The 23,296-nt window shown below is 69.2% G+C and carries 22 protein-coding genes; 7 read left to right on the forward strand and 15 right to left on the reverse strand.

The features are described from left to right. Positions 1-5: 5 nt before the first annotated feature. A complete protein-coding gene (locus tag ACOMD9_RS06120) occupies positions 6-374 on the reverse strand; it encodes a glutaredoxin family protein (protein WP_421412826.1) in 369 nt (122 codons plus the stop codon). Beyond that, positions 371-1,852 (reverse strand): hypothetical protein, encoded by a 1,482-nt coding sequence (locus ACOMD9_RS06125; protein WP_421412827.1) that lies wholly within the window; start codon positions 1,850-1,852, stop codon positions 371-373. Before ACOMD9_RS06125 ends, ACOMD9_RS06120 begins: the two co-directional genes overlap by 4 nt. 167 nt (positions 1,853-2,019) lie before the next feature. Here ACOMD9_RS06125 and ACOMD9_RS06130 point away from each other — a divergent pair, with 167 nt between their 5' ends. After that, complete coding sequence (locus ACOMD9_RS06130; protein WP_421412828.1) at positions 2,020-2,967, forward strand: J domain-containing protein; 948 nt, start codon at positions 2,020-2,022, stop codon at positions 2,965-2,967. Between the two features lies 1 nt (position 2,968). Next, the gene (locus ACOMD9_RS06135; protein ID WP_421412829.1) at positions 2,969-3,397 is read left to right on the forward strand and encodes a hypothetical protein; all 429 of its coding nucleotides are present in this window, start codon (positions 2,969-2,971) and stop codon (positions 3,395-3,397) included. Positions 3,398-3,401: 4 nt separating this feature from the next. On the opposite strand, the gene ACOMD9_RS06140 is transcribed toward ACOMD9_RS06135, so the two are convergent. Continuing rightward, a complete protein-coding gene (locus tag ACOMD9_RS06140) occupies positions 3,402-5,762 on the reverse strand; it encodes a mechanosensitive ion channel family protein (RefSeq protein ID WP_421412831.1) in 2,361 nt (786 codons plus the stop codon). Between the two features lie 109 nt (positions 5,763-5,871). Here ACOMD9_RS06140 and ACOMD9_RS06145 point away from each other — a divergent pair, with 109 nt between their 5' ends. Next, complete coding sequence (locus ACOMD9_RS06145) at positions 5,872-6,879, forward strand: amidoligase family protein (RefSeq protein ID WP_421412833.1); 1,008 nt, start codon at positions 5,872-5,874, stop codon at positions 6,877-6,879. Further along, the gene (locus ACOMD9_RS06150; RefSeq protein ID WP_421412834.1) at positions 6,876-7,565 is read left to right on the forward strand and encodes a gamma-glutamyl-gamma-aminobutyrate hydrolase family protein; all 690 of its coding nucleotides are present in this window, start codon (positions 6,876-6,878) and stop codon (positions 7,563-7,565) included. The genes ACOMD9_RS06145 and ACOMD9_RS06150 overlap by 4 nt, the downstream gene beginning before the upstream one ends. 46 nt (positions 7,566-7,611) lie before the next feature. Here ACOMD9_RS06150 and ACOMD9_RS06155 read toward each other — a convergent pair whose 3' ends face one another. From ACOMD9_RS06155 to ACOMD9_RS06165, 3 genes are all read right to left on the reverse strand, one after another. Further along, complete coding sequence (locus ACOMD9_RS06155) at positions 7,612-8,046, reverse strand: OsmC family protein (protein ID WP_421412836.1); 435 nt, start codon at positions 8,044-8,046, stop codon at positions 7,612-7,614. Positions 8,047-8,129: 83 nt separating this feature from the next. Beyond that, positions 8,130-8,630, reverse strand: a complete 501-nt coding sequence (gene tpx / locus ACOMD9_RS06160; RefSeq protein WP_421412837.1) for a thiol peroxidase — start codon at positions 8,628-8,630, stop codon at positions 8,130-8,132. Between the two features lie 75 nt (positions 8,631-8,705). Further along, positions 8,706-9,263: a DUF1415 domain-containing protein gene (locus tag ACOMD9_RS06165; protein WP_421412838.1), complete on the reverse strand. Its 558-nt coding sequence runs from the start codon at positions 9,261-9,263 to the stop codon at positions 8,706-8,708. A gap of 146 nt (positions 9,264-9,409) precedes the next feature. Here ACOMD9_RS06165 and ACOMD9_RS06170 point away from each other — a divergent pair, with 146 nt between their 5' ends. Then, positions 9,410-10,300, forward strand: a complete 891-nt coding sequence (locus tag ACOMD9_RS06170; protein ID WP_421412839.1) for an aldo/keto reductase — start codon at positions 9,410-9,412, stop codon at positions 10,298-10,300. Between the two features lie 3 nt (positions 10,301-10,303). Here ACOMD9_RS06170 and nfi read toward each other — a convergent pair whose 3' ends face one another. Then, the gene (nfi, locus tag ACOMD9_RS06175; protein WP_421412841.1) at positions 10,304-11,017 is read right to left on the reverse strand and encodes a deoxyribonuclease V; all 714 of its coding nucleotides are present in this window, start codon (positions 11,015-11,017) and stop codon (positions 10,304-10,306) included. Between the two features lie 77 nt (positions 11,018-11,094). Between nfi and ACOMD9_RS06180 the strand changes: the two genes are divergently transcribed. Together ACOMD9_RS06180 and ACOMD9_RS06185 are read left to right on the forward strand one after the other, a co-directional pair. Then, entirely contained in the window at positions 11,095-12,381 is a 1,287-nt protein-coding gene (locus tag ACOMD9_RS06180; RefSeq protein ID WP_421412843.1) for an exonuclease SbcCD subunit D, read from the forward strand. Continuing rightward, on the forward strand, positions 12,378-15,674 hold the full coding sequence (locus ACOMD9_RS06185; RefSeq protein ID WP_421412845.1) for an AAA family ATPase: 3,297 nt from the start codon (positions 12,378-12,380) through the stop codon (positions 15,672-15,674). Before ACOMD9_RS06180 ends, ACOMD9_RS06185 begins: the two co-directional genes overlap by 4 nt. Here ACOMD9_RS06185 and ACOMD9_RS06190 read toward each other — a convergent pair. From ACOMD9_RS06190 to ACOMD9_RS06225, 8 genes are all read right to left on the reverse strand, one after another. Continuing rightward, positions 15,664-15,858, reverse strand: coding sequence for a HepT-like ribonuclease domain-containing protein (locus ACOMD9_RS06190; RefSeq protein WP_421412973.1), 195 nt, complete (start codon positions 15,856-15,858; stop codon positions 15,664-15,666). The two genes, ACOMD9_RS06185 and ACOMD9_RS06190, sit on opposite strands and share 11 nt — an antisense overlap. A gap of 146 nt (positions 15,859-16,004) precedes the next feature. Further along, entirely contained in the window at positions 16,005-16,298 is a 294-nt protein-coding gene (locus ACOMD9_RS06195; protein ID WP_421412846.1) for a nucleotidyltransferase family protein, read from the reverse strand. Positions 16,299-16,377: 79 nt separating this feature from the next. Further along, entirely contained in the window at positions 16,378-16,728 is a 351-nt protein-coding gene (locus ACOMD9_RS06200; RefSeq protein ID WP_421412848.1) for a DUF3147 family protein, read from the reverse strand. Positions 16,729-16,765: 37 nt separating this feature from the next. Further along, the gene (locus ACOMD9_RS06205; protein WP_421412849.1) at positions 16,766-17,710 is read right to left on the reverse strand and encodes a pirin family protein; all 945 of its coding nucleotides are present in this window, start codon (positions 17,708-17,710) and stop codon (positions 16,766-16,768) included. A gap of 142 nt (positions 17,711-17,852) precedes the next feature. After that, the gene (locus tag ACOMD9_RS06210) at positions 17,853-19,928 is read right to left on the reverse strand and encodes a methyl-accepting chemotaxis protein (RefSeq protein ID WP_421412850.1); all 2,076 of its coding nucleotides are present in this window, start codon (positions 19,926-19,928) and stop codon (positions 17,853-17,855) included. Positions 19,929-20,424: 496 nt separating this feature from the next. Next, positions 20,425-21,150: an anaerobic ribonucleoside-triphosphate reductase activating protein gene (locus tag ACOMD9_RS06215; protein WP_421412851.1), complete on the reverse strand. Its 726-nt coding sequence runs from the start codon at positions 21,148-21,150 to the stop codon at positions 20,425-20,427. 60 nt (positions 21,151-21,210) lie between these two features. After that, complete coding sequence (gene nrdD / locus ACOMD9_RS06220; RefSeq protein WP_421412852.1) at positions 21,211-21,372, reverse strand: anaerobic ribonucleoside-triphosphate reductase; 162 nt, start codon at positions 21,370-21,372, stop codon at positions 21,211-21,213. 42 nt (positions 21,373-21,414) lie between these two features. Further along, positions 21,415-23,196 (reverse strand): ribonucleoside triphosphate reductase, encoded by a 1,782-nt coding sequence (locus ACOMD9_RS06225; protein ID WP_421412854.1) that lies wholly within the window; start codon positions 23,194-23,196, stop codon positions 21,415-21,417. Positions 23,197-23,296: the final 100 nt, after the last annotated feature.

The raw sequence follows: 23,296 nt of genomic DNA on the forward strand, positions 1-23,296 counted from the left end.
CCCCCTCACGCGCCGAAGCGCTCGCGCAGCCAGGCGATGATCGCCCGGGTCCCGTAGAGCCATCGGTCCGGCGGCCCCTCGGCGGCGATGCGCAGGCAGGGTACCTGTTCCTTGCCGCCCTGCTCCTTCAGTGCCCGGCGGTGATCCGGGTCGAGCTGGGCGTCGCGCACCTCGATGTCGAGATTCAGTCGGGTGATCTCGCGGCGCACCTGGATGCACTCCGGGTCGGCACGGAACTGGTAGAGCGCGAGTCCTTCGCACTCGCGATCCACCCGAGCCTGGTCCTCTGCGCTGCGTTCGATCTCCGGCGAGGTGCCGAGCTTCTCGGCCACCCACTGCAGCGGCGCCAGCAGCATCCTGAGCGGCGATCTCATCTCTCTCCCCCCTCCTCGTGCACCAGTTCGACATCGACGATCCGCGAACGGCTCATGACGATCTTCCAGCGCTGCAGGATCGGGGCCCGCTCTCCCTCCGCCTCGCGGATCACCAGGTTGATCAGGTGGCGCTTCTCGACCGCCTCCCGGGAGACCTGCCCCTCCTTGAGCCAGTAGACATGGTGCGAGCCCTTGTCCATCAACCGCGAGAGCAGCGAGAGGTCCAGGCTCAGGGTCTCGCGGGTGCGGTCATAGCCGCTCAGAAACCGGGTGGGCGACATGCGCGAACTGGAGCGGTAGTGCAGCACCACCTCCTCGCGCTGGGCCACGTTGCGCTTGCGCACCCGCTGGACATCGGGGTCGATGCGGGTGAAGCGCTTGTAGTCGAACCACTCCAGCTGACGGCCCACCAGGGCGTTGCTGGTGGGATCCAGGTACTGGCGACGCCACTTGGGGCGCCCCTTGCGCAACCAGCGCCACAGGGTCATGCGCAGATCGTCCTTGAACACCTCGCGCAGGGCATAGAGCACCGCCATCACCAGCACCAGCAGCACCGTGATGTCTCCCAGCGCATCGCGCGCCTCCAGCAGCCCCATCGAGACGAAGGCCATCACCACCGCCGTGGCGAGCGCCTTGACCGCCTTCTCCTCGCCGCCGCCGAGCTCCTGGTTACGCTGCTTGAGGGTCACCGGGTACTCGATCAGCCGGCGCAGCAGGCGCATCTTGTTGGACATTCGCGTGGGGTCCCGGGTGACCCGCTCGGAGTTGTACTCGTTGGCCTCCCGATGCTCGCTCTCCGCCCGGCAGATCGCCAGCAAGCGCCCGCGACTCTCCCGGTAGCCACTGCCCCGGGGCAGGTGGGCCACCAGCGCCAGCAGGCTCTGCTCGGTGAGCCAGGAGAGGTAGTTGTCGATGTTGGCATAGTAGCGGTGCAGGCTCTCGTCGCCGGGCTTCTGGCGACGCAGCCGCCGCAGGATCCCCTGGGTGAGGTCGCAGAGCTCGTCGAGGCGCTCCCCCAGTTGCTCCGCCGGATCGGCATCCTTGCGCTTCTCGTCCGCCCCGGGGACCTCGTTGTTCCCCTTCGCCCCCTCGCCACGACGGCTGTCGGGACGGGCTTCGCCCTTCTTCTCGGCCTGCCGCGCCTCCCGGGCGGCATCGAGCAGCGTCTGGGTGGAACGTTCCAGCGCCACCACGTACTGGTAGGCATAGAGGCTGAGGCCCAGGCGGTACTGGTTGGGATCGAGCTTGCCTCGGCCGGCCAGGCGGCTCATCACCAGCGGCAGGTGATGGCGGTCGCTGTAGTAGGTGCGCTTGACGTGGATGGCGCCGTGATAGAAGGCCTCCTCGGAGAGCACATGGGTGTTGAGCCCCAGCTCGCCGGGGACGAACAGGAAGAGGTCCAGCTTGTGTGAGGTCTCCTCCTGCAGCACGCGGGAGATCTTGAGGTGGAAGCTGTCCTTGCGCTCGACGGTGATCACTGCGCCGCTGCTCCTGGCTCCAGGCCACCCCGCGGGATTCGGGGCCATGCCATGCCCTTCGATGGTACTGCGTGAGGCGGCAGACTTGCCAACGCTGCGCGCCGGGGCGACCATGGCGTACGCCCTTGATCTGCCAAGAACAACACCGCACTCCCGGGAGCCAGGGAATGACCATTGCCCGCTTCTCGCCCTTCGAGATGCTGCTGCTGAAAAGCCGCCACCAGGCCGATACCGCGGCCCTGCTGCTGCTCGCCTGGGTGCTGGCCAACCGCGGCCCGCTCGGCGAGCCGGAGCGAACGCGCCTGACCGAACTGACCGGCGGCTTTCGCCACGGCCATGAGCTGGCGCCGGTCCTGGAGATCGCCGCCACCCAGGACCTGAGCGCCATCCAGCTCGCCGCGGAGGTCCTGCAGAAGGAGGTCCACGGCCGACAGGCCCATCCCTTCCTGCGCCTGGCCATCGACCTGGCAACGCAGGATGGCAGGCTGTCGATGGCCAACCAGCACGTGCTGCGCTTCCTCGCCGACCTGCTCGGTGTCTCGCCCGGCGAGTTCGCCCCGCTGTTCAAGGCGGTGACCGGCAAGCCCTTCGCTCACCCCGACGACCCCAGCCGCACCGGCTACTGGCAGGCCAAGGAGCAGCGCCGCCACCAGCAGGAGCAGGCCTCGTCGCATGGGCGGCAGCACTCCCGGGACGGGACCCACCGGCGGGAAGGCACGGGCCAGCGCCAGGAACGACAGGCCGGCGGACAGGGACGGCAGGAAGGCACGGGGCAGCGCCAGGAACGTCAGGCCGGCGGTCAGGGACGGCAGGAACGTCAGGCCGGCGGTCAGGGACAGCAGCGACAGGACGGCTACCGCCGGGAACAGCACCGCCAGCGCGAGCAGGGCTCGCGCCAGGGACCGCCTCCCGCGGATCGCACCCGCCGCGCCCTGGCGGTGCTCGGCCTCGAGCCCGGCGCCAACCGCGGCGAGATCCGCAAGGCCTATCGCCGCCTGGCCCAGGCGCACCATCCCGACCGCTTCTTCAACGATGGCGAGGCCGTGGTGGCCAGTGCCTCGCAACGGTTCCAGCGTATCCGCCGGGCCTATGACTACCTGATGCGGGTGAGCTGAGATGCGCAACCTCTACCAGCGCCTGGGCCTCGCCCCCGACGCCAGCGAAGCCGAGATCACCGCGGCCATCGAACGCTGCGAGCACACCGCCCTGAAGGCGGATGCCTGCACGGTGCTCGAGGTCGACTCCCGACGCGAGGAGTACGACGCCCTGCACACCACCCTCTCGGACATCGGCCGCCTGCGTGCCCGCCTCGGCCTCACCCATGCCCCCTACTGGCGCGAGGGCCCGGCCGACGATTTCTCGCTGCCGCCGGACACCCGCGGCGCCCGTCACGACGAGCTGATGCAGCGCCTGACCCAGGCCGCCCTGCTCCACAACCGCTGGCAGCGCCTGCGCGGCCCCTGGCTGGCGGCCACGCTCTTCGCCTTCGGCATCATGCTGGGGATGGGGCTCGGGCTGCTGCTCTGCCGCGGCCTCGCCGGCTAGCGGGCTACTGGGCGGCGGCACCGTCCGGCGAACCGCCGCGGGCGCTGGTGTCTCCCTCGGGATCGGCCACGCCCGCCTCTCCGGGGCGTCGCCCGCTGGCGTCGCGGCCAGCGCCGTACTCGCTGCTGCCGTCCAGCCGTCCGCCGCCGCGGCCTTCCATGCTCACACTGAGCCGCGGGATGCCGAGATCGATCTCCTGTTCCTCCATGCGCTGCCTGAGCAGCAGGTTGAAGGCGCGCGCCACGTCCCACTGCATCTCCGGTGCGGTGCGAAAGCGCATGCGCAGGATCGGGCAGCCATCCTCGAAGCCATTGATGCCCTGCATCTCCAGCGGCGACCAGATATGGTGGCGCATCATCGGGTCCTGGCGCAGCGTCTGGCCCGTCTCCTGCATCAGGGTGATGGCATCGTCGATCTTCATGTCGTGGGGGACACGGATCTTCATCAGGGCGATGCCGAACTGCCGCGACATGTTGTGGATCGAGTCGATGCGACTGAAGGTGATGATGTGCACCACGCCATCCAGGTCACGCAGGCGCACGGTGCGCAGGGTGAGGCCCTCGACGGTACCCATGTAGGTGTTGATCTGCACGAAGTCGTCCACCGCCAGGGAGTCCTCGATGAGGATGAAGATGCCGGTGATCAGGTCCTGGACCAGGGTCTGGGCGCCGAAGCCGATGGCCAGGCCGATGACACCGGCACCGGCCAGCAGCGGCGTGACGTTGACCCCCAGGTTGGCCAGCCCGGCGATGGCGGCGATGATCACGATGGTCGTGAAGATCACGTTGCGGATCATCGGCGTGATGGTCTGGGCCCGGGCCTGGTTGACCCGGCGACCGCGGGCCCGGGTGGAACTGGTCAGGGCCCGCTGGATGGCCGTATCGGCGAAGATCCACGCCAGCCAGGCCAGCAGCAGGGTGAAGGCGATGGCCAGCAGCGCCTGGCCGATGCGCGCACTGGCCACCCCCTGCTGGCCGATGCCGACCAGGGAACCGCTCCACACCTGCAGGGACAGCTCGGCGAAGGCCAGCCAGGTGGCCGCATGGGCCAGCACGTAGCCGAAGCGCTCGAGGCGCTGGCGGTACTGGCTGACGCGGCGCCGCTGCTGGCGCCGCTTGCGCCGCTCGCCGTGGCGGCGGATCAGCCCGGTCACCACCAGCGCCAGCACCAGCAGCGACGCCGAGATGATCGAACGGGCCAGTGCCGTGCCCACGTCGCCCACGCTGACGAAGATCGCCACCAGGGAGCCCCCCACCAGCAGCAAGGCCGGGACATGCCAGAGCCCGCCGACCACGCTGACCACGCTGGCGCTGCCGCTGCTGTCACGGCGCTGGTGCCAGGGGCGGTTGCGGATGATGTGGTGGATGGGACGCTTGAACCTGAGGATGAAGCGTCCGCTGAGCAGCGCCGCCAGCATGTTGGCCAGCACCGAGAGCAGGCCGGCCAGCTCGCCCCCCACCAGCGCCGACAGCCGCTCGGAGTTGAAGGCATCGCCGAGGGCGACCAGCGCCCCGATCAGGAACAGCGGGCGCAGCGCCCGCTGCTGGAGAATCTGCACCGCCACGAAGCGGTGACCCCGGGTGAACACCGAGACGAAGGTCTCCACCACCACCGAGAGGGTGCGCCCGCACAGCGCCACATAGGCCACCACCAGCGCCATCGCCCGGCCTGAGCTCTCGGGGACCAGCTGGGCGACGCCCAGCACCAGGGCGAAGGCCAGGACCCAGGGCAGCATGCGGCGCAGGAAGTGCACGGCCAGCAGCCAACCGCGGGGCTCCCGGGGCAGGTCCAGGGGCCAGCCGTGACGCGCGGCCAGCAGGCGCCCCAGGGCGATCAGGATCACCAGCAGCCCGGCCCAGATGCCCAGCAGCACCGTGCCCTCGATCAGGAAGCGCATCAGGTCGGCATTCTCGGTCGCGGTGACCAGGGTGCTGAAGTCCTCCCAGCCCTGCTCGAGCTGTCGCTCCCACTGGTCCAGCGGCGACTGGCCGGCCTCGGCCTGCTCGCCCAGGTCGCTCAGGGTCTCGGCCAGGGCCCCGAGCAACCCCTGTCGCGCGGCCACCCCCCCGGCGTCAGCGGCCTCGCCGTGTACCGCCTGCAGGTCGCGCAGGTCCTCCAGCAGCGCCTCCCGGCGTTCGCCATCCTCCAGGGTGGCGATCACCCGTTCCAGCGACTGCTGGAAGTCGCGGGAGTCGAACGCCTCCCCCGACCCCTCGCCCTCCAGCAGCCCGGGCAACCCCAGTTGCTGCGCCTGGGCCGGCAGCGCCAGGCAGAGCCCTGCCAGCAGCAGCCAGAACAGCAGCAGGCGTACCGCCAGCGAGGGGCGTGGCACGAGCATCGGGCCGGTCGACGGGCTGGGCAACATCTCGTCTCCATCTCGGTCGAGGACGTCCTCGCGGGGGCTCTCATGCAACCCGCGGGCAGTGTGATAGGCTCCCCGCAGGAACCTCCCATGTCACGCACAGGATGCCGTCATGATGCCGATACCGCCACCCGAGACCCGCAATGCCGCCGGCGAGACCCGGCGCGTCGGTGTCGAGATCGAGTTCGCCGGCCTTCCCCCCGTGGAAACCGCCGAACTGGTCCGTGAGCTGTTCGGCGGCCGGCTGGAGATGGTGAGCGCCCATCGACTCAAGGTCGTGGAAACGCGCTGGGGCGACTTCGTCATCGAGCTCGACACCCAGTACGCTCATCCCGACGACGAGGTGCTCAAGACCGGCCCCAAGGACGACACCGAATGGGAACGCCAGCGCCACCAGATGCGCGTCGACTTCCACACCCGCACGCGGGAGCTGATCGGCGACGTGGTCACCGGGCTGGTACCGACCGAGATCGTCTGCCCCCCGGTGCCCTGGGACGAACTCGACCGGCTCGATGCCCTCTTCGAGGCACTGCGCGGACACGGTGCCAAGGGTACCGATGCCAGCCTGCTCTACGGCTTCGGGCTGCATCTCAACCCCGAGGTCCCGAGCCTCGAGGTGAGCGATATCCTCGCCCACCTGCGCGCCTACCTGCTGACCGCCGAATGGCTGCGCGAACAGATCGACATCGACATCACCCGGGAGGTGCTGCCCCACGCCAACCCCTTTCCCAAGCCCTATGCGCTCAAGGTGCTCGACCCCGACTATGCGCCGGACATCGACACCCTGATCGGCGACTACCTGGAGTACAACCCGACGCGCAACCGTGAGCTCGACCTGTTTCCGCTGTTCGCCTACCTGCGCCCGGACTATCCCCACCCGCTGTTCGCCGATCGCCTGATCAAGCCGCGCCCGACCTTCCACTATCGACTGCCCAATGCGCAGCTCTCGCAGCCCGGCTGGGGGTCGGTGGTGGAGTGGAACCGCTGGCTGGAGGTGGAGAAGCTGGCCGCCGATCGGCAACGGCTGGCCGAACGGGCCACCGCCTTCGTGGTCAAGCACACCCAGTCGCCGATGACCCGCTGGCTGCAGAAGCTGCGTGGCTGGATGGACGAATCGTGAGTCGTGACGCCCCGGCACGCCCACTGATCGGCATCACCACCTCCGATGACAAGAGCCAGATCGCCTGGCAGTTCGACTGGTTCGCAGTGTGGCGCCATGGCGGCCGCCCGTTGCGGCTGTCGCCCTCGCGCCCCTGGCCCGGCCGTCTCGACGGCCTGATCGTCGGCGGGGGAGATGACATCCAGGCCCACCTCTACGGGGGGGAGGTTCGGCTCGACGTGAGGGTCGACCCCCAGCGTGACGAGCTGGAACTCGAGCTGCTCGAGACCTTCATCCCCCGGAACACCCCGGTGCTGGGCATCTGTCGCGGTGCCCAGCTGATCAATGTCCATCTGGGCGGCACCCTGGACCCGGATATCTACACCACCCACGAGGGGCTCAAGCGCCGACGCACCGTGCTGCCGCGCAAGACCGTGGACATCGTCGGCGACAGCCGGCTGCATCGCGTGCTCGGGGTGAGCTGGTGCCGCATCAACAGCCTGCACCACCAGGCGGTACAGCAGACCGGCCGCGGCATCGAGATCGTCGCCCGCGACCGCGACGGCCTGGTCCAGGGCATCGAGTCACGCGATCACGACTTCCTGATCGGCGTGCAGTGGCACCCCGAGTGGCTGATCTTCAACCGGCCCCAGCAGCGGCTGATCCGCGCCCTGGTCAAGGCCGCCGAGCGCCAGCGGCGGAAATGACGACGGCCGCCCTCGGGCGGCCGTCGCGAATCCCGGCAGACGCGGGTCAGCTCTCCAGGGTGGCCTCGAGGGTGATCCCGGCATTGAGCAGCTTGGAGACCGGGCAGCCGGCCTTGGCCTTCTCGGCACACTCCTCGAAGGCCGCCCGGTCGGCCCCGGGGATCTTCACCCGGGTCACCAGGTGGATGCTCGGGATATGGAAGCCGCCCTCCGGGTCCTCGGCCAGGGTCACGGTCGCCGTGGTATCGATGCTCTCGGCCTCCATGCCGGCCTCGCCCAGGATCAGCGACAGCGCCATGGAGTAGCAGCCGGCATGGGCGGCGCCGATCAGCTCCTCGGGGTTGGAGCCCGCCTGGCCCTCGAAGCGCTGGCGGAAGTCGTAGGGCGTCTCCCTGAGCGCGCCGCTCTCGGTGGACACCGTGCCCTTGCCGTTCTTGATGCCGCCCTGCCAGCGGGCGGATGCCGTCTTCTCGATGCTCATGATCGCTCTCCTTGTCGATGGGAATCGAAACGCCTCCACAGTGTAGACGCCTCTCGCCCTGACGCCGCTCGGATCGGCGCCTTTCAGGCCAGTGCCTTCAGGGCCGCCTCGTAGTCCGGCTCCTGCTTGATCTCGGGTACCAGCTCGGCGTGGATCACCCGGTCGTTCTCGTCGAGTACCACCACCGCCCGGGCGCACAGCCCGTTCATCACGCCGCTGGACAGCGCCACGCCCCAGGCTTCCCGGAACTGCGGATAGCGGAAGGTGGAGAGCGTCTCCACGTTGTCCAGCCCCTCGGCACCGCAGAAGCGCTTGCCGGCATAGGGCAGGTCCGCCGATACCACCAGTACCACGGTGTCGGCCAGCCGCGAGGCCAGCTCGTTGAAGCGGCGCGTGGACATGGCGCAGGTCGGCGTGTCGATGCTCGGGATGATGTTGAGCACCTTGCGCTTGCCGGCATAGTCGGCGAGCGTCACGTCGGCCATCTCGATATTGGTCAGGGTCAAGGGGGGCGCCGCCTGGCCCACGGCCGGAAAGTCACCGGCCACATCGACCGGGACACCGGCGCGGGTTACCTGTTTCATGCAGATTCCTCGTTGTTGTCGGGGTGAGACACCTCTGGCATTACAGCCCGAGCCGGCCAGGGGCCGCAAGGCCCCTCAGCGGGCATCGTCGCGAAGCGCCGCCAGGGCCTCGGCCAGGGGACCATGGCCCAGGCGCTGCATCTCGGCGATATTGCGTGCGGGAATCGCCTCGGGGTCGGGATAGTGGGCCAGCGCCCGTTCCAGGCTGGACTCGCGCAGCAGGTGCAGCATCGGCCAGGGCGAACGGTTGGTGAAGTTGCCGGGGTCCTCCGCTTCGGCGTCCTCGAAGCAGTAGTCGGGATGGAAGCTCGCCAGCTGGTAGATGCCCTCGTAGCCCTGCTCGGCCAGCAGGGCCTCGGCGATGGCCAGCAGGTCGAGGTAGTCGTCGAACGCCTCGACGCCCCGGCTCAGCACCAGCAGGGTCGTCTCGACCTGCGGGGTCTCGTCCAGGTGCCGACACTCCTCGACGAGGGCCAGCAGGGCGGATTCCCAGTCGTCGGCGGCCACCTCGGCATAGCGGAGGGTGCCGCGGGCGACTTCCCGGCCGGCGAAGGGGCAGACATCCCGGGCGACCACGAAGGTCTCGACCCAGGCACGGGTCGCCGCGAGGCAAGGGGTTGAAGGCTCGGTCATGGCAGGGCTCGGCAGGTGGAAGTCCCCCATGGTCGACCCCCGGCGCGCCGATTGCAAAGCCGCCGGCCCTGTCGCAGCATGAAGGCGCAGCTTCCCGGAAGGCCTGCATGCCCGGATACCCACCCGCGAACCCCCAGAGGAGCACCATGGCTGCCGCCCCCCTGCCCCGAGTCCGACTCCCGGCCACCGCCGACCAGCCCGCCCGCGACCTGCCCGCCATCGGCCAGGGCACCTGGTTCATGGGCGAGGGGCTGGCCCCGCGCCGCGACGAGGTGCGCGCCCTGCAACAGGGGCTCGAACTCGGCCTGACGCTGATCGACACCGCGGAGATGTACGCCGACGGCGGTGCCGAGCAGGTGGTGGGCGTGGCCCTCGCCGACCGCCGCGACAGCGCCTTCCTGGTCTCCAAGGTCTACCCCTGGAACGCCGGCCGCGACAGCGCCATCGCCGCCTGTGAACGCAGCCTGGAGCGACTGAAGACCGATCACCTGGACCTCTACCTGCTGCACTGGCCCGGCAACATCCCGCTGGAGGAGACCCTGGAGGCCTTCGAACGGCTCCGCGAGAGCGGCAAGATCCGCCGCTTCGGCGTCTCCAACTTCGACGTGGACGAGATGGCGGCCCTCCACGCCCTGCCCGGCGGTGACGACTGCGCCGTCAACCAGGTGCTCTACCACCTGGGCTCCCGGGGTATCGAGCATTCGCTGCTGCCCTGGCAGCGCGACCACGGCATCCCCGCCATGGCCTACTGCCCTCTGGCCCAGGCCGGCAGCCTGCGCCGCGAGCTGCTGAGCGACCCCGAGGTGCTCGACATCGCTGCCGGCCTCGGCATCACCCCCACCCAGCTGCTGCTGGCCTGGGCGATCCGCCCCGTCGACGGGCGCCGCGATGTCATCGCCATCCCCAAGGCCACCCGGCCGGAGCACGTCGAGCAGAACGCCGGGGTGCTGGCGATCCAGCTGCCGGACGAGGCGCTCGCCCGCCTCGATGCCGCCTTCCCGGCGCCCGAGCGCAAGACACCGCTGGATATCGTGTAGGAGTTACTCTCCCCGCCGCGAGGCGAGGCGATCCGCCAGCCGGGTGGGCTCGGGCAGCTTGGTGCGCCCCAGGCAGGCCGTCACCCAATGCAGAGCGGTGGCCAGCGAGATGCGATGCCCCGGCGAGACGAAGATCGGCTTGACCCCGGCCCGCGAGCGCAGCACGGCACCGATCACCTCGTCGCCATCCAGGAGCGGCGCCCAGTCGCCGCGTTCCGGCCCCGGCTCCCCATGACGCCCGCACAGCCGCGACTTGGCCACCCCGATGGTCGGCAGGTCGAGCCACAGCCCCAGGTGCGAGGCGACCCCCAGGCGCCGCGGATGGGCGATGCCCTGGCCGTCGACCATCACCAGCTCGGGCCGCACCGCCAGCTTGTCGAAGGCGGCCAGGGCTGCCGGCACCTCGCGAAACGACAGCAGCCCCGGGATGTAGGGCATGCGTGTCGGCTCGCGGTGCACCGCCTCCTCGACCACCTGGAGCCCCGGCACGGCGGCACCCGGTCCGGCCCCGTCCGGCGCAGCCCCCTCCCCCGGCGCCAGGACCACCACCGCCGCCCGGGTGATCGCGCCCCCCTGCTCGAAGCCGATATCCACACCGGCGATACGCCGCACCTCATCCAGGCGGTCCTCGCGCTCCACCCGACAGGCCAGGCGGCGCTGCAGGGCGATGGCCTGGGTGGGCGTCAGGTTCCAGGCATGCAACGGTGATCCGTTCATTGACGAGCTCCTGATTCATGGGTCGGTCTTGCGTAGACTACGGGGTTTGCACCGAGACGTGACACGGAGAGACGAGGGTGAAGCTGATCCATACCGCCGACTGGCACCTGGGCCAGAGCTTCCATGGCCAGGAGCGCCATGCCGAGCATCGCGCCTTCCTGACCTGGCTGATCGACACCCTGGCCGAACGCCGGGCCGACGCCCTGCTGGTGGCCGGCGACATCTTCGACGTGGTCAACCCCTCGCTGCGCGCCCAGGAGCTGCTGTTCGAGTTCATCGTGAGTGCCCACGAGCGCCTCCCCAGGCTCGATATCGTGCTGATCGCCGGCAACCACGACAGCGGCAATCGCATCGAGCTGCCAGCGCCGCTGATGCGCCGCCTGCGTACCCATGCCCTGGGCAGGGTCAGCTGGCTGGACGACGGCACCCTGGACGCCGAACGCCTGCTGGTACCGCTGACCGATGCCGCGGGCGAGACCCGCGCCTGGTGCCTGGCACTGCCCTTCCTGCGCCCCGCCGAGGTCACCGGCGCCGGCCTGGCCCGTGACGAAGCCGACGACGCCTCCTTACGCGACACGCCCCGCAACGATTACGTGGCCGGCATCAGCCGCGTCCACCAGCAACTCATCGACGCGGCCCGTCGCCGTCGTGAACCCGGCCAGGCGCTGGTGGCCATGAGCCACGCCCACCTGCACGGCGCGGCGGTCTCCGAATCCAGCGAGCGCCCCATCGTGATCGGCGGCGAGGAGTCGATCTCCGCTACCCTCTTCCCGCCGGAGATCGCCTACGTGGCGCTGGGCCACCTGCATCGCGCCCAGCGGGTCGGCGAGGCGCGCATCCGCTACAGCGGCAGCCCCCTGCCGCTGGACTTCAGCGAGGTGGACTACCCCCACCAGGTGGTGGAGGTCACCCTCGACGGCGAGGCGCTGGCGGACGCAACGGCCATCCCCGTGCCGCGCCCGGTGGCCATGCACCGGATCGGCCCCGGCCCGCTGGAGCGGGTGCTGGCCGAGCTCGAGGCCCTGGAGGATGACCCCGCCCTGCCCCGCGAGCAGTGGCCCTGGCTGGAGGTGCGCGTCGAGCTCGAGGCGCCGATCCCCGACCTGCGCAGCCGGGTGGAGGCGGCACTCGACGACAAGGCGCTGCGCCTGCTGAGACTCGAGCGCCGCCTGCCCCGGGTCGAGGGCGAGGACGCCCCGGCGCGGGTCGACCTGCAGGCGCTGGGCCCCCGACGACTCTTCGAGCGTACCTGGGAGTCGCGCTGGGGCGAGCCGCCTGACGACGACGTGCTCGCCGACTTCGACCGCCTGCGCCAGGAGGTGCTGGACGACGAGGAAGCCGACGCCGCGGAGGCCCGCCCATGAAGATCCTCGCCCTGCGCCTGGAGAACCTGGCCTCCCTGCCCGGCCCCCTCGAGCTCGACTTCACCGCGGCCCCGCTGCGCGACGCCGGGCTGTTCGCCATCACCGGCCCCACCGGCGCCGGCAAGAGCACCCTGCTCGACGCCCTGTGCCTGGCGCTCTATGGCGGCACGCCGCGGCTGCGCCAGGCGCCGGCCCGCGACAGCCAGATCGACGACACCCCGGACTCCACCCTGACCACCAGCGACCCCCGCACCCTGCTGCGCCGCGGCACCGCCGCCGGCCATGCCGAGGTCGACTTCCTGGGCCGTGACGGGCGCCGCTACCGGGCCCGCTGGGCGGTGCGCCGTGCCCGCCACAAGGCCACCGGGCGGCTGCAGGCGGCGGAGCAGTCACTGCGCGACCTCGACGACGACCGCCTGCTCACCACCCAGAAGCGCGAGTTCGACCGCCTGCTCCCGGAGTGCCTGGGGCTCACCTTCGACCAGTTCACCCGTGCCGTGCTGCTCGCCCAGAGCGAGTTCGCGGCCTTCCTGCAGGCCGACGACAACGAGCGCAGCGACCTGCTGGAGCGCCTCACCGGTACCGCCGAATACTCGGCGATCTCCATGGCCGCCTACCGCCGTGCCAACGAGACGAAGAAGGCCGTGGACGCCCTGGAGGCCCGGCTCGACGATGCGCTGCCCGCCGAGCCCGAGGCCCGCGCCGAACTGGAGCAGCACGCCGCCGCTACCCAGCAAGCGCTCACTGACCTGCAGAAGCAGGAGGAATCGCTCCAGGCAGACCGGCGCTGGCACGAGGACGATACCCGCCTGCGCGAGGCCTATCGCCAGGGCCTGGCCGACCAGCAGGCCGCCGAGCATGAGTGGCAAGCGCTCGCTCGGCTGCGCGCCGACCGCGAGTGGCGCCGGCTGATCGCCCCGCGCCGCCACGCCCTCACCCGCCAGGCCGAGCTCCCCGGCGAGCTTTCCGGGCTGGAGGCGAGCCATGCCGAGACGGTGAAGGCACTGGCGGCCGCCGGCGCCGACCAGCAGGCGGCCGACACCGCCAGGAAAGGGGCCGAGCAGGCGCGGAACGAGGCCGGCGAGGCACGCCGGCGGGCCGAACCCGAGCTGCGCGAGGCCCGCGAGCAGGCCCAGCGCCTCGCCACCCTGGAGAAGCAGCTCGCCGACCTGGAAGCGAGCAGGAACCGGCAGCAGAAGCAGGCCGACGCCCTCGCCGAGGAACATCGCCAGGCCGTCGACGCCCAGCGCGCCCGTCGAAAGAAGCGCGACGACTGGCAGGCGGCCCTCGAGAAGCTGGTAGGCGCTCACCCCCATCTCGACGCCGCCCGCCGGGCCGCCCAGCAGGCCCACGATGACGCCGCCCGGCGCCAGCTGGCGCTGGGCGAGCTGGCCAGCCGCTGGCAGGAGTTCAGGCGCGCGGAGCAGGCCCGGCAGCGGCTCGCCGGCCAGGTCGCCGAAGACCGCTCGCGGCGCGAGACGCTGCTGACCGAGGGGCAAGCCGCCAGGGAGCAGCTGAACCGGGCCCAGGCTCACTTCGACAGCGTCTTCGCACTGATCGAGCGCAGCCGTGCCGTGCGCAGCGAGAGCGTGGCGCGGCTGCGCGAGAACCTGCAGGAGGGCGAACCCTGCCCGGTATGCGGTGGCCTCGACCACCCCTGGCGCCACCGGCCGCCGGCCACACCCGAGGCCGCCCAGCTCGCCGCCCAGGAACGGGAGGAAGCGCACCAGCTCGACGAGGCCCGGACGGCCCGTGACGCGGCCCGGCGTCGGCGCGACGAGCTGGTAGGGGACTACCGCGCCGTGGAGGCCGCGCTCAAGCAGCACGAACACGACCGGGAAGCGGCCGAGCAACGTCAGGACGCGACCCGCCAGACGCTGGCGGCGCACCCCCTGCACGAAGAGCTCACCGCCATCGATGCGGACGAACGCGACGGCTGGCTGCAGACCGAGCACGAACGGAGCGAGGCCCAGCGCCGGCAGCAGCGCCAGACCCTGGATGCGCTGAGCCGGGCCGAAGACGAACTGGCGCCCCTGGAGGCCTCCCTGCGGGAGGGCGAGCTCGCGCTCACTCGCCTCGAGACCGACAAGGCCAACGCCGACCGGCGCCTGGCCGAGCTGGTGGAAGGGCTCCCCGCCCTGCAGAAGCAGCGCGATGCAACCGCCGGTACGCTGCGTGCCCTGCTGGGCGACCACGCTTCGCCGGATGCCTGGCAGCAACAGCTGGAGCGGCAGACCGAGAAGGCCCGACGGGCCCACGACGACACCCTCGAGCGCCTGCACGAAGCCCGGCACGCGCAGCAGCGCCTGGCCCAGCGGGTCGACCACCAGGCCGAGCGGCTCGAGGCACTGCGCCAGGAACGCGACCGCCTCGCCCGGGAACTCGCCGACTGGCGCCGGGCCCACCCCGAGCTGGACGATGCCACCCTGGCTCGCCTGCTCGAACAGTCGGAGGACGACGCCAGCCGCGAGGAAGCACGGCTGAAGGCGACAGAGGAGGCCCGCCAGCACGCCGCCGCCACCCTCGCCGAACGGCGCCGCGCCCTGCTCCAGCATCGCCACGGCCAGGGCCTGGCCGAGGACGACGCGGCCCTGCTGGGCGAGGAGGTGGAGGCCGAGATTCGCCACCGCCAGGACGCACTGGCCGAGGCCCATGCGGCGCTGGGGCCCCGACTCGGGCAGGCCCAGCAGGCACGCGACGCCGCCGCCTTCGCCCTGAGCGACGACGAGCGGCGGCGCGAACGCCAGAAGGAAGGCCAGGCCGAACTGGAAGCCGCCCGGACCGAATATCGCCGCTGGGGCCAGATCAGCGAGCTGATCGGCTCCGCCGACGGCAAGGTCTTCCGGCGTATCGCCCAGGCCTACAACCTGGAGCAGCTGCTGGAACACGCCAACGCCCACCTGGCCGGCCTCAGCCGCCGCTACCGGCTGGTACGCGGCGGCAGCCCGCTGGGCCTGCTGGTGGTGGACCACGACATGGGCGACGAGCGCCGCTCGGTGCACTCGCTCTCCGGCGGCGAGACCTTCCTGGTCTCGCTGGCCCTCGCCCTGGGGCTCGCCTCCATGGCATCGGGGCAACTCGTCATCGAGTCACTGTTCATCGACGAGGGCTTCGGCAGCCTGGACCCCCAGTCCCTGGCGCTGGCCATGGAGGCCCTGGACGGCCTCCAGGCGCTGGGGCGCCGGGTCGGCGTGATCTCCCACGTCCAGGAGATGCACGAGCGCATCCCGGTGCAGATCCAGGTGGAACCCCTGGGCAACGGCACCAGCCGCGCGCGCATCGTCAGCGGTTGAGGGACTCGAGCCTCTCGAGAAGCTCGGGAATGTGGGACTGGATGATGCTCCAGACAGTGTCGTCATCGATGCCGAGATAGGCATGAATGAGACGATTACGGGTGGCGATGATCATGCCCCAGGGAATATCGGGATTCTCTTCCCGGATCTTTTCGGGGATTCGGGTCGCGGCTTCCCCGATCAGCTCGAGGTTTCACAGGGTGTGCATCGTAAGTCAGGTCATGCTCGATGAAATCTTCCTGAGTCAGCCCTTCGGTATAGGCCTGCACCTTCTCGGCAAAACCGATCATGTCATCGATGTAGAAACGCCATTCGCGACGGGGTCAACGCTCAGACATGCATGGCCTCACGCTCGATATAGGGGCGGAGCTCGGGGCGAAGCGCCTTGTGGGTCACCAGATCCACGGAGCGTCCCAGAAGGTCCTCCAGGTAGAACTGGAGCCCGAAATAGCGATCTGCCGTCGCCGGACCATCGACGACCACCAGGATATCGACATCACTGGTCTCTTCAGCCTCATCGCGCGCCATGGAACCAAACAGGGCCAGGTCGTGAACGCCAAACTCGCGCACCATATCAGGGAGGTGACGCTGCAGCAGGTGCATGGTGTCTGACCGGTTGCTCATTTCCCTCTCCAGTCACTCGTCTGGTTCGATGTACCGATAGGTAACCAATTAGCATACCACCTACCAGCCATGCCGCTGCTCACAGCTCGACGCCGTAGAAATGCAGCACCGTCACCATCAGCCAGTAGCAGAGCGCGGTGATGGCGATGGAGACGGCGAGGCCGAGATAGAAGTTGACCCCCTTCGCCAGCAGCAGGGGCAGCGCGATGAACAGCGCCAGGGAGGGCAGCACCAGCCAGAAGACGCTGCTGGCAAGCGCGCTCACCCTGCCGCCATCGCCGGTGTCGATGTAGAGCCAGAGCATGGCCAGCACGGAGGTCAGGGGCACCGACGCCAGCACGGCCCCGATGAAGGAGCTGCGCTTGGAGATCTCCGCGATCAGCACCACCAGCACGGCGGTGATGGCCACCTTTGCCACGTAATAGAGCAACGCCGGTTCCCTCCCTGGCCTGGTGAGACTGTAGCCACTATACCCGCCAGGGCAGCGGCGGCGGCATCAGCCGCTCGTCATCGGAGAAGCCGGCCACGCGGCCGAAGCGTTCCCCGCCGGCCTCCCACTCGCGCTGCGCCTCGGCGATCTCGGCCTTGCTGTGGCCGACGAAGTTCCACCAGATCAGCACCTCCTCGCCCAGCGGCTCGCCGCCCAGCAGCAGCACCCTGGCACCCGCCGGAAGGGCCAGTTCAAGGGCGTCACGCCCACGGCCGAGGTAGGCCAGCTCGTCGGTAACCAGCGCCTCGCCCTCCAGCGTCGGCTGCCCCTCCAGCGGCAGCAGGGCGTACTCGAACTCGGGCCTGAGCGGCAGCCTCAGCGTGGCGTCGCTCTCGGCGTCAAGATCCAGCCCCACCAGCGGCGAGAAGCTCAGCGTGGGCGCCTCGTGGCCGGCGAACTCCCCCACGAGCAGCGTCAGGGTGACGCCCTCCTCGCGCCATACCGGCAGGTCGGGATAGTGATCGAAGCGCGGCACCGTGTGGCGATGGGCGTACGGCAGGGCGATCCACAGCTGGGCGGCATGCAGCTGCGGGTCCTCCAGGAGCGACTCCTCGGTATGGCTGATGCCGCGACCGGCGGTCATCAGGTTGACCTGGCCCGGACGGATCACCTGCTCGCTGCCCAGGCTGTCGCGATGCAGCACCTCGCCGGCGATCATCCAGGTGAAGGTCTGCAGGCCGGTATGGGGATGCGGACCCACGCGCATGCCGCGGCTGTCGCCCCTGAACACCACCGGCCCGGCATGATCGAGGAAGCACCAGGCCCCCACCAGGCGCCGCTGTCGAGACGGCAGCACCCGATGGATCGGAATGCCCCCCACATCCGCGACCCGTGCGGCCACATGCTGCACCTGGCGTCTGCCCTCCACCACCGGGCAGTCCAGCGACGACGACGCCGAGGCGTCCTTGATCAGGTTGCTCATGGGGCTTCCTCCGGGTGGCGTGTCTTGTGGTATAGCCCCGCGATGCGAAATTCTCGAGCGTTGCGCCGACAGGGCCATGAAGCCGCCGCTCTCACATTCGGCTATAAGGCCGGGAGGTGGCTACGCGACCGGGGGTAGTTGCTCAGAACGACTCCCACTCGGCCTCGGCGACCTGCCGTGAATGTGACGCGGGAGCGCTCTTGATGCTCGATGCCGGCGTACCGGGCAAGGTGGCCAACGCGTGGGGAGCAGAGGATGACGGTGCCGTCGATTGCCCGGCTCCCTGGTGCCCGTCCAGCTTGAAGAAGGCCATTGCCCGCTCCAGGTGTTGAGCCTGCTCTTCCAGCGATGCCGCGGCTGCAGATGCCTCCTGTACCAGAGCGGCGTTCTGCTGGGTCACCTGATCCATCTGAGTCACCGCCTGGTTGACTTGACCGATGCCTTCGCTCTGCTCCCGGGAAGCGGCGGCGATCTCGTTCACGATATCAGTGACACGCTTCACGGCGGTCACCACCTCGTGCATGGTGGTGCCGGCCTGCTCCACCAAGAGCGTCCCATCTTGTACCTGGGCCGCTGATCCCTCGATCAATGCCTTGATCTCCCGGGCCGCCTCGGCACTGCGGCTGGCCAGGCTACGCACCTCGCCGGCCACCACGGCAAAGCCGCGCCCTTGCTCGCCAGCCCGGGCGGCCTCGACGGAGGCATTGAGCGCCAGGATATTGGTCTGGAAGGCAATCGAGTCGATCAGGCCCGTGATATCAGCCACTTGCCGCGAGCTGTCGGAGATGCCGTGCATGGTCTTGATGACTCGCTCCATGACCTCGCCCCCCTGCTCGGCGGTGGCCGAGGCATCCTGTGCCAGACTGCTGGCCTGGCGGGCATTGTCGGCATTCTGCTTCACGGTGGTGGTCAGCTCCTCCATGCTGGAGGCGGTCTGCTCCAACGAGGCCGCCTGCTCTTCGGTACGCGAGGAAAGGTCGGCATTGCCGATAGCGATCTGACCGGTTCCGGTGGCGACGTTACTCGCCGCGACCGAGACATTGCCGACGATCTCTTTCAGCCTCGCGACCATCTCCTTGATGGCAGCGAGCAAGCTCTCGGAGTCCCCTTTGCGGGTAGCCACGGCAATGTCGAGATCGCCCTCCGCGATCTTGCGAACGATCTCCTGGGTATAGGCCGGTTCGCCACCGAGCTGACGCAACAGGCCGCGAACGATCAGGGTCGCCAGCAAGGCTGCCACTACCAGCACGGTACCACTGAGGAGCGCAATGAGCAGAAAGGCCACCTGCGCCTGACGCTTCAGCGCGGTGGCGCTGGCGAGGAGGTCGTCGGCGAGCCGGTCCTCGACCTCCTTCATCAGGTCGATGCGCGTGGTCGCGACTTGAAACCAGTAGGCGGCGTCGGTCCCGCCCAGTTCACCGGAGAGGCCACCGTCCAGAATGAGCCGGCGAATGCGCATTACCTCGTCCACCTCCGGGCTCCGCACGGTGCGCTCTGCCAAGTCGACGAGATCCGCCCCCGCCTGTCTGGCGAAGAGCCCAAGGTAGACGCCCTGCTCGGCTACGATGCGCGAATAGTGCTGATGCTGCGCGAGAGTGAAACGTCCCGCTGCAATCGAGGCCGCGCCCGTGGCACGCTCCTGACCGGCACGCTCCTTGCCGTGCATATAGCTCACGTAGGCATTGACCTTGCCGGCGATGCCGGCATCGGGACTGATGTCTGCAATGGCCGAGAGGGTATCGAGGATCCCACCGATGGTGGCAGTGAAATAGGCGTTGCTTTCCGGTCCCGAGATGCCCTCTCGATCGACGGCGTTACGCATTTCATCGAGTCGGCCGATCGAGGCAAGAGCTCCCGCGAGTTCGGCCTCGAAGTCGGCACCGAATCGCTCGGCCTCAAAGGAGGCGAGCAGCGAGCCAAGCTCCTGCCGGGCCGCATCGGTGAGCCTTCTCTGCTCGACCAGGGTGTCGTGCCCCTGTGCTCCACCGCTGCCGAGAAAGACGGCGGAAGCCCCGCGTTCGCGTTGCAAATGATGGATGACCTCGCCGGAGCGAGTGGAGAGGACGACCAGCTCATCAAGAGAGGCCATGTCGTTGGCGAGTTTCCAGCGATTGGCCACCTCTGTGCTGGCGAGCCCCAACAGGGCGAGCATCGGAAGGGCCAGAAGCAGCAGGACCTGGGAGCGAACCGGAATCCTGCGAAAGAGAGTGATTTTCATTATTGTATATCTCATCATGTGGCATGAGGAGGGCCGTGGCCCTGTATTGTCAACTGCCCCAGGAACAAGCGGTCATGTCACGCGTCTTGCACCCGAGAAGCGCCGGCCCGGTCGGTCGACACGGGCGGCATAACGTGGCTATCGGCCTGGGTCATGAAATATTGAGGGCAGACCGACAGACGGCAGCTTCGGGCCCAACGCCGCAGAATCCCATGAGCGCATCATCCTCCTTATTGATGAGCACCCAGGGGCCTAAGCCATGCGAATCGTAGCAGGCGATACACCAATTGATGAATTGTCGGGTAGCGACCTCATCGCAAACGCCGCGAACGTTTGCCAGTCCCGGGGGGTTTGACTGCCCGTTCAGCCGGTCGTCTCCCTGCGTGTCTCGCCGGCCGCCTGACGAAGACGTCATGGCCGGAACACCCCGATACTGAATAGCCTGCTACCAAAGCGGCCCCAAGGCCATGGCACGCGCTCGGGAGCCACCCCGAACTCACTCGCGCAACTCGAGGCGCCGGAAGAGCGGTTGCAGGGACTTCACGAGATCATGCAGCTCCGCGGTGGTCGGGGCAGTCGTCACCGGTCGGGCATGGGCCTCCCCCAGGCACTGCCCCGTGCGCGCCACCTGTATGGCGTAGCGGGCAACGCCCTGCTCGGCGAGATCGAGGGCGAGGCGGTTCAGGTCTGCCAGGTCGAAGTCGCGCCAGTGCACCGTGGTGCGGCACTCGAAGGGGATGCCGCTGTCCAGCAGCAGCGCCAGGCTCTTCGCATGCGCGTCGGCCATGCCGGGGCGGCCGACGATGGCATCGAAGCGCGCACCGGGCCCCTTCACATCCAGCCCCACCCAGTCCAGGTACGGCAGCATCTCCGACAGGCGCCGCGGGTAGACCCCGGCGGTGTGCAGTCCCACCTTGAAGCCCAGGGCGCGGACCCGGGCGGCGGCGGCAGGCAGGTCGACGTGCAGGGTAGGCTCGCCGCCGCTGAACACCACGCCTTCCAGCAGCCCGCGGCGCCGTTGGAGAAAGCGCTCGATGCCGGCCCACTCGCGGACCTCGCCGCGGCGGGGCGCGAGCATCTGCGGGTTGTGGCAGTAGCCGCAGCGCAGCGGGCAGCCCTGCAGGAAGACCACGCAGGCCAGGTGGTCGGGGTAGTCCAGGGTGGTCATGGGGGTGAGGCCGGCCACGGGCAGCCGCGGTCGGCGAGAATCGTCGCGGGACATGGGCGCGTTCCGTCCGGACGCCCCGGGCATGACCCCGGGGTGCCCGGCAAGGCGGTGGGTTCAGGCGTTGCCGGCGTGCTCGCTGAAGTGGCGGCGCTCGCGGTGCTCGGACTGCTTGCCGTGGTTGAACTGGCTGACCGGGCGGTGGTAGCCCATCACCCGGGTCCAGACCTCGCAGCGCTGGCGCTGCTCGGTGGGCAGGGTCTCGGTGGCATGGCTCATGTGATGCTCCTTTTCACGGTGGTTGTGTTGCAGGGAAATGCCTCAGGCCGTGATCTCGGCCCGGGCGCGCTTCGCCAGAAGGGCCTCGTCGCACTTCGGGCAGAACTCGTGTTCGCCGGCCAGGTAGCCGTGCACCGGGCAGATCGAGAAGGTCGGCGTGATGGTGAGATAGGGCAGGCGGAAGCGCGACAGCGCCGTGCGCACCAGTTTCATGCAGGCGTCGGCCGAGGAGAGCCGCTCGCGCATGTAGAGGTGCAGCACGGTGCCGCCGGTGTAGCGGGTCTGCAGCGGGTCCTGGTGCAGCAGCGCCTCGAAGGGGTCGTCGGTGAATCCCACCGGCAGCTGGCTGGAGTTGGTGTAGTAGGGCGCGTCCGCGCTGCCGGCCTGCAGGATGCCGGGGAAGCGCTTCCGGTCCTCCCTGGCAAAGCGATAGGTGGTGCCCTCCGCCGGGGTCGCCTCCAGGTTGTAGAGGTGGCCGGTGGCCTCCTGGAACTCGCGCATCCGCTCGCGCACGTGTTCCAGCAGCTCGATGGCCAGTTGCTGCCCCTCGGGGTCGGCGATGTCGAAGCGGTCGTCGCTGAAGTTGCGCACCATCTCGTTGAGGCCGTTCACCCCCAGGGTGGAGAAATGGTTGCGCAGCGTGCCCAGGTAGCGCTGGCTGTAGGGGTAGAGGCCGTCGTCCATCCACTGCTGGATGCAGCCACGCTTGATCTCCAGGCTGTCGCGGCCCAGCGCGAGCAGGCGGTCCAGCTCCGCGTAGAGCCCTGCCCTGTCGCCGGCGAAGCGAAGGCCCAGGCGCGCACAGTTGATGGTCACCACGCCCAGCGAGCCGGTCTGCTCGGCGCTGCCGAACAGGCCGTTGCCGCGCTTGAGCAGCTCGGTGAGGTCGAGCTGCAGCCGGCAGCACATGGAGCGCACCATGTGCGGCTCGAGGTCCGAGTTGAGGAAGTTCTGGAAGTACGGCAGCCCGTACTTGGCGGTCAGTGCGAAGAGCCGCTCGGCGTTGTCGCTCTCCCAGTCGAAGTCGGGCGTGATGTTGTAGGTGGGGATCGGGAAGGTGAACGCCCGACCCTGGCAGTCGCCCTCCTCCATCACCTCCAGGTAGGCGCGGTTGAGCAGCTCCATCTCGGCCTGCAGGTCGCCGTAGGTGAAGGGCTGCTCCTGGCCGCCGACGATCGGCACCTGGTCGCGCAGGTCGGCCGGGCAGGTCCAGTCGAAGGTGAGGTTGGTGAACGGCGTCTGGCTACCCCAGCGCGACGGCACGTTGAGGTTGTAGATGAACTCCTGGACCGCCTGCTTCACCGCCGGGTAGTCGAGCCGGTCGAGTCTCACGAAGGGCGCCAGGTAGGTATCGAAGGAGCTGAACGCCTGGGCGCCGGCCCACTCGTTCTGCAGGGTGCCGAGGAAGTTGACCATCTGCCCCAGGGCGCTGCTGAGGTGCCGGGGGGGTGCGCTCTCCGCCCGGCCCGGCACGCCGTTGAAGCCCTCGATCAGCAGGGTGCGCAGCGACCAGCCGGCGCAGTAGCCGCCGAGCATGTCCAGGTCGTGGATGTGCAGGTCGCCCTCCCGGTGGGCCTCGCCCACCGCGGCGGGATAGACCTCGTCCAACCAGTAGTTGGCGATGAGCTTGCCCGAGGCGTTGAGGATCAGCCCCCCCAGGGAGTAGCCCTGGTTGGCGTTGGCGTTGACACGCCAGTCGGCGCGCTGCAGGTACTCGTTGACCGTCGAGGCGACGTTGACGGCGCCGGTCGGCTGGCGTTGCATGGGTGTTCCCTCACTGGTCGATTGTCTATATATGGTGCTTTTTACGAACAAGAACACCATATGTTGTGCCAGATGAAGGGTAGACACCCAGGCGGAGCATGAAAATGATCCAGGTCAGGAAAAGGGAGCGGCCATCGCTCCCAGGGGCTCGCGGGTGCCG

It is taken from the genome of Halomonas terrestris (assembly GCF_049166755.1).
GTDB lineage: Bacteria > Pseudomonadota > Gammaproteobacteria > Pseudomonadales > Halomonadaceae > Halomonas.

Bases quoted from the DNA above. Each gene is read 5' to 3' on its own strand.
- ACOMD9_RS06135 (WP_421412829.1), top strand. From the start codon at position 2,969: ATGCGCAACCTCTACCAGCGCCTGGGCCTCGCCCCCGACGCCAGCGAA.
- ACOMD9_RS06210 (WP_421412850.1), bottom strand. From the start codon at position 19,928: ATGAAAATCACTCTCTTTCGCAGGATTCCGGTTCGCTCCCAGGTCCTG.
- ACOMD9_RS06130 (WP_421412828.1), top strand. From the start codon at position 2,020: ATGACCATTGCCCGCTTCTCGCCCTTCGAGATGCTGCTGCTGAAAAGC.
- ACOMD9_RS06140 (WP_421412831.1), bottom strand. From the start codon at position 5,762: ATGTTGCCCAGCCCGTCGACCGGCCCGATGCTCGTGCCACGCCCCTCG.
- ACOMD9_RS06195 (WP_421412846.1), bottom strand. From the start codon at position 16,298: ATGAGCAACCGGTCAGACACCATGCACCTGCTGCAGCGTCACCTCCCT.
- nrdD (WP_421412852.1), bottom strand. From the start codon at position 21,372: ATGAGCCATGCCACCGAGACCCTGCCCACCGAGCAGCGCCAGCGCTGC.
- nfi (WP_421412841.1), bottom strand. From the start codon at position 11,017: ATGAACGGATCACCGTTGCATGCCTGGAACCTGACGCCCACCCAGGCC.
- ACOMD9_RS06225 (WP_421412854.1), bottom strand. From the start codon at position 23,196: ATGGTGTTCTTGTTCGTAAAAAGCACCATATATAGACAATCGACCAGT.
- ACOMD9_RS06155 (WP_421412836.1), bottom strand. From the start codon at position 8,046: ATGAGCATCGAGAAGACGGCATCCGCCCGCTGGCAGGGCGGCATCAAG.
- ACOMD9_RS06185 (WP_421412845.1), top strand. From the start codon at position 12,378: ATGAAGATCCTCGCCCTGCGCCTGGAGAACCTGGCCTCCCTGCCCGGC.
- ACOMD9_RS06120 (WP_421412826.1), bottom strand. From the start codon at position 374: ATGAGATCGCCGCTCAGGATGCTGCTGGCGCCGCTGCAGTGGGTGGCC.
- ACOMD9_RS06205 (WP_421412849.1), bottom strand. From the start codon at position 17,710: ATGAGCAACCTGATCAAGGACGCCTCGGCGTCGTCGTCGCTGGACTGC.
- ACOMD9_RS06215 (WP_421412851.1), bottom strand. From the start codon at position 21,150: ATGTCCCGCGACGATTCTCGCCGACCGCGGCTGCCCGTGGCCGGCCTC.
- tpx (WP_421412837.1), bottom strand. From the start codon at position 8,630: ATGAAACAGGTAACCCGCGCCGGTGTCCCGGTCGATGTGGCCGGTGAC.
- ACOMD9_RS06165 (WP_421412838.1), bottom strand. From the start codon at position 9,263: ATGACCGAGCCTTCAACCCCTTGCCTCGCGGCGACCCGTGCCTGGGTC.
- ACOMD9_RS06170 (WP_421412839.1), top strand. From the start codon at position 9,410: ATGGCTGCCGCCCCCCTGCCCCGAGTCCGACTCCCGGCCACCGCCGAC.
- ACOMD9_RS06145 (WP_421412833.1), top strand. From the start codon at position 5,872: ATGATGCCGATACCGCCACCCGAGACCCGCAATGCCGCCGGCGAGACC.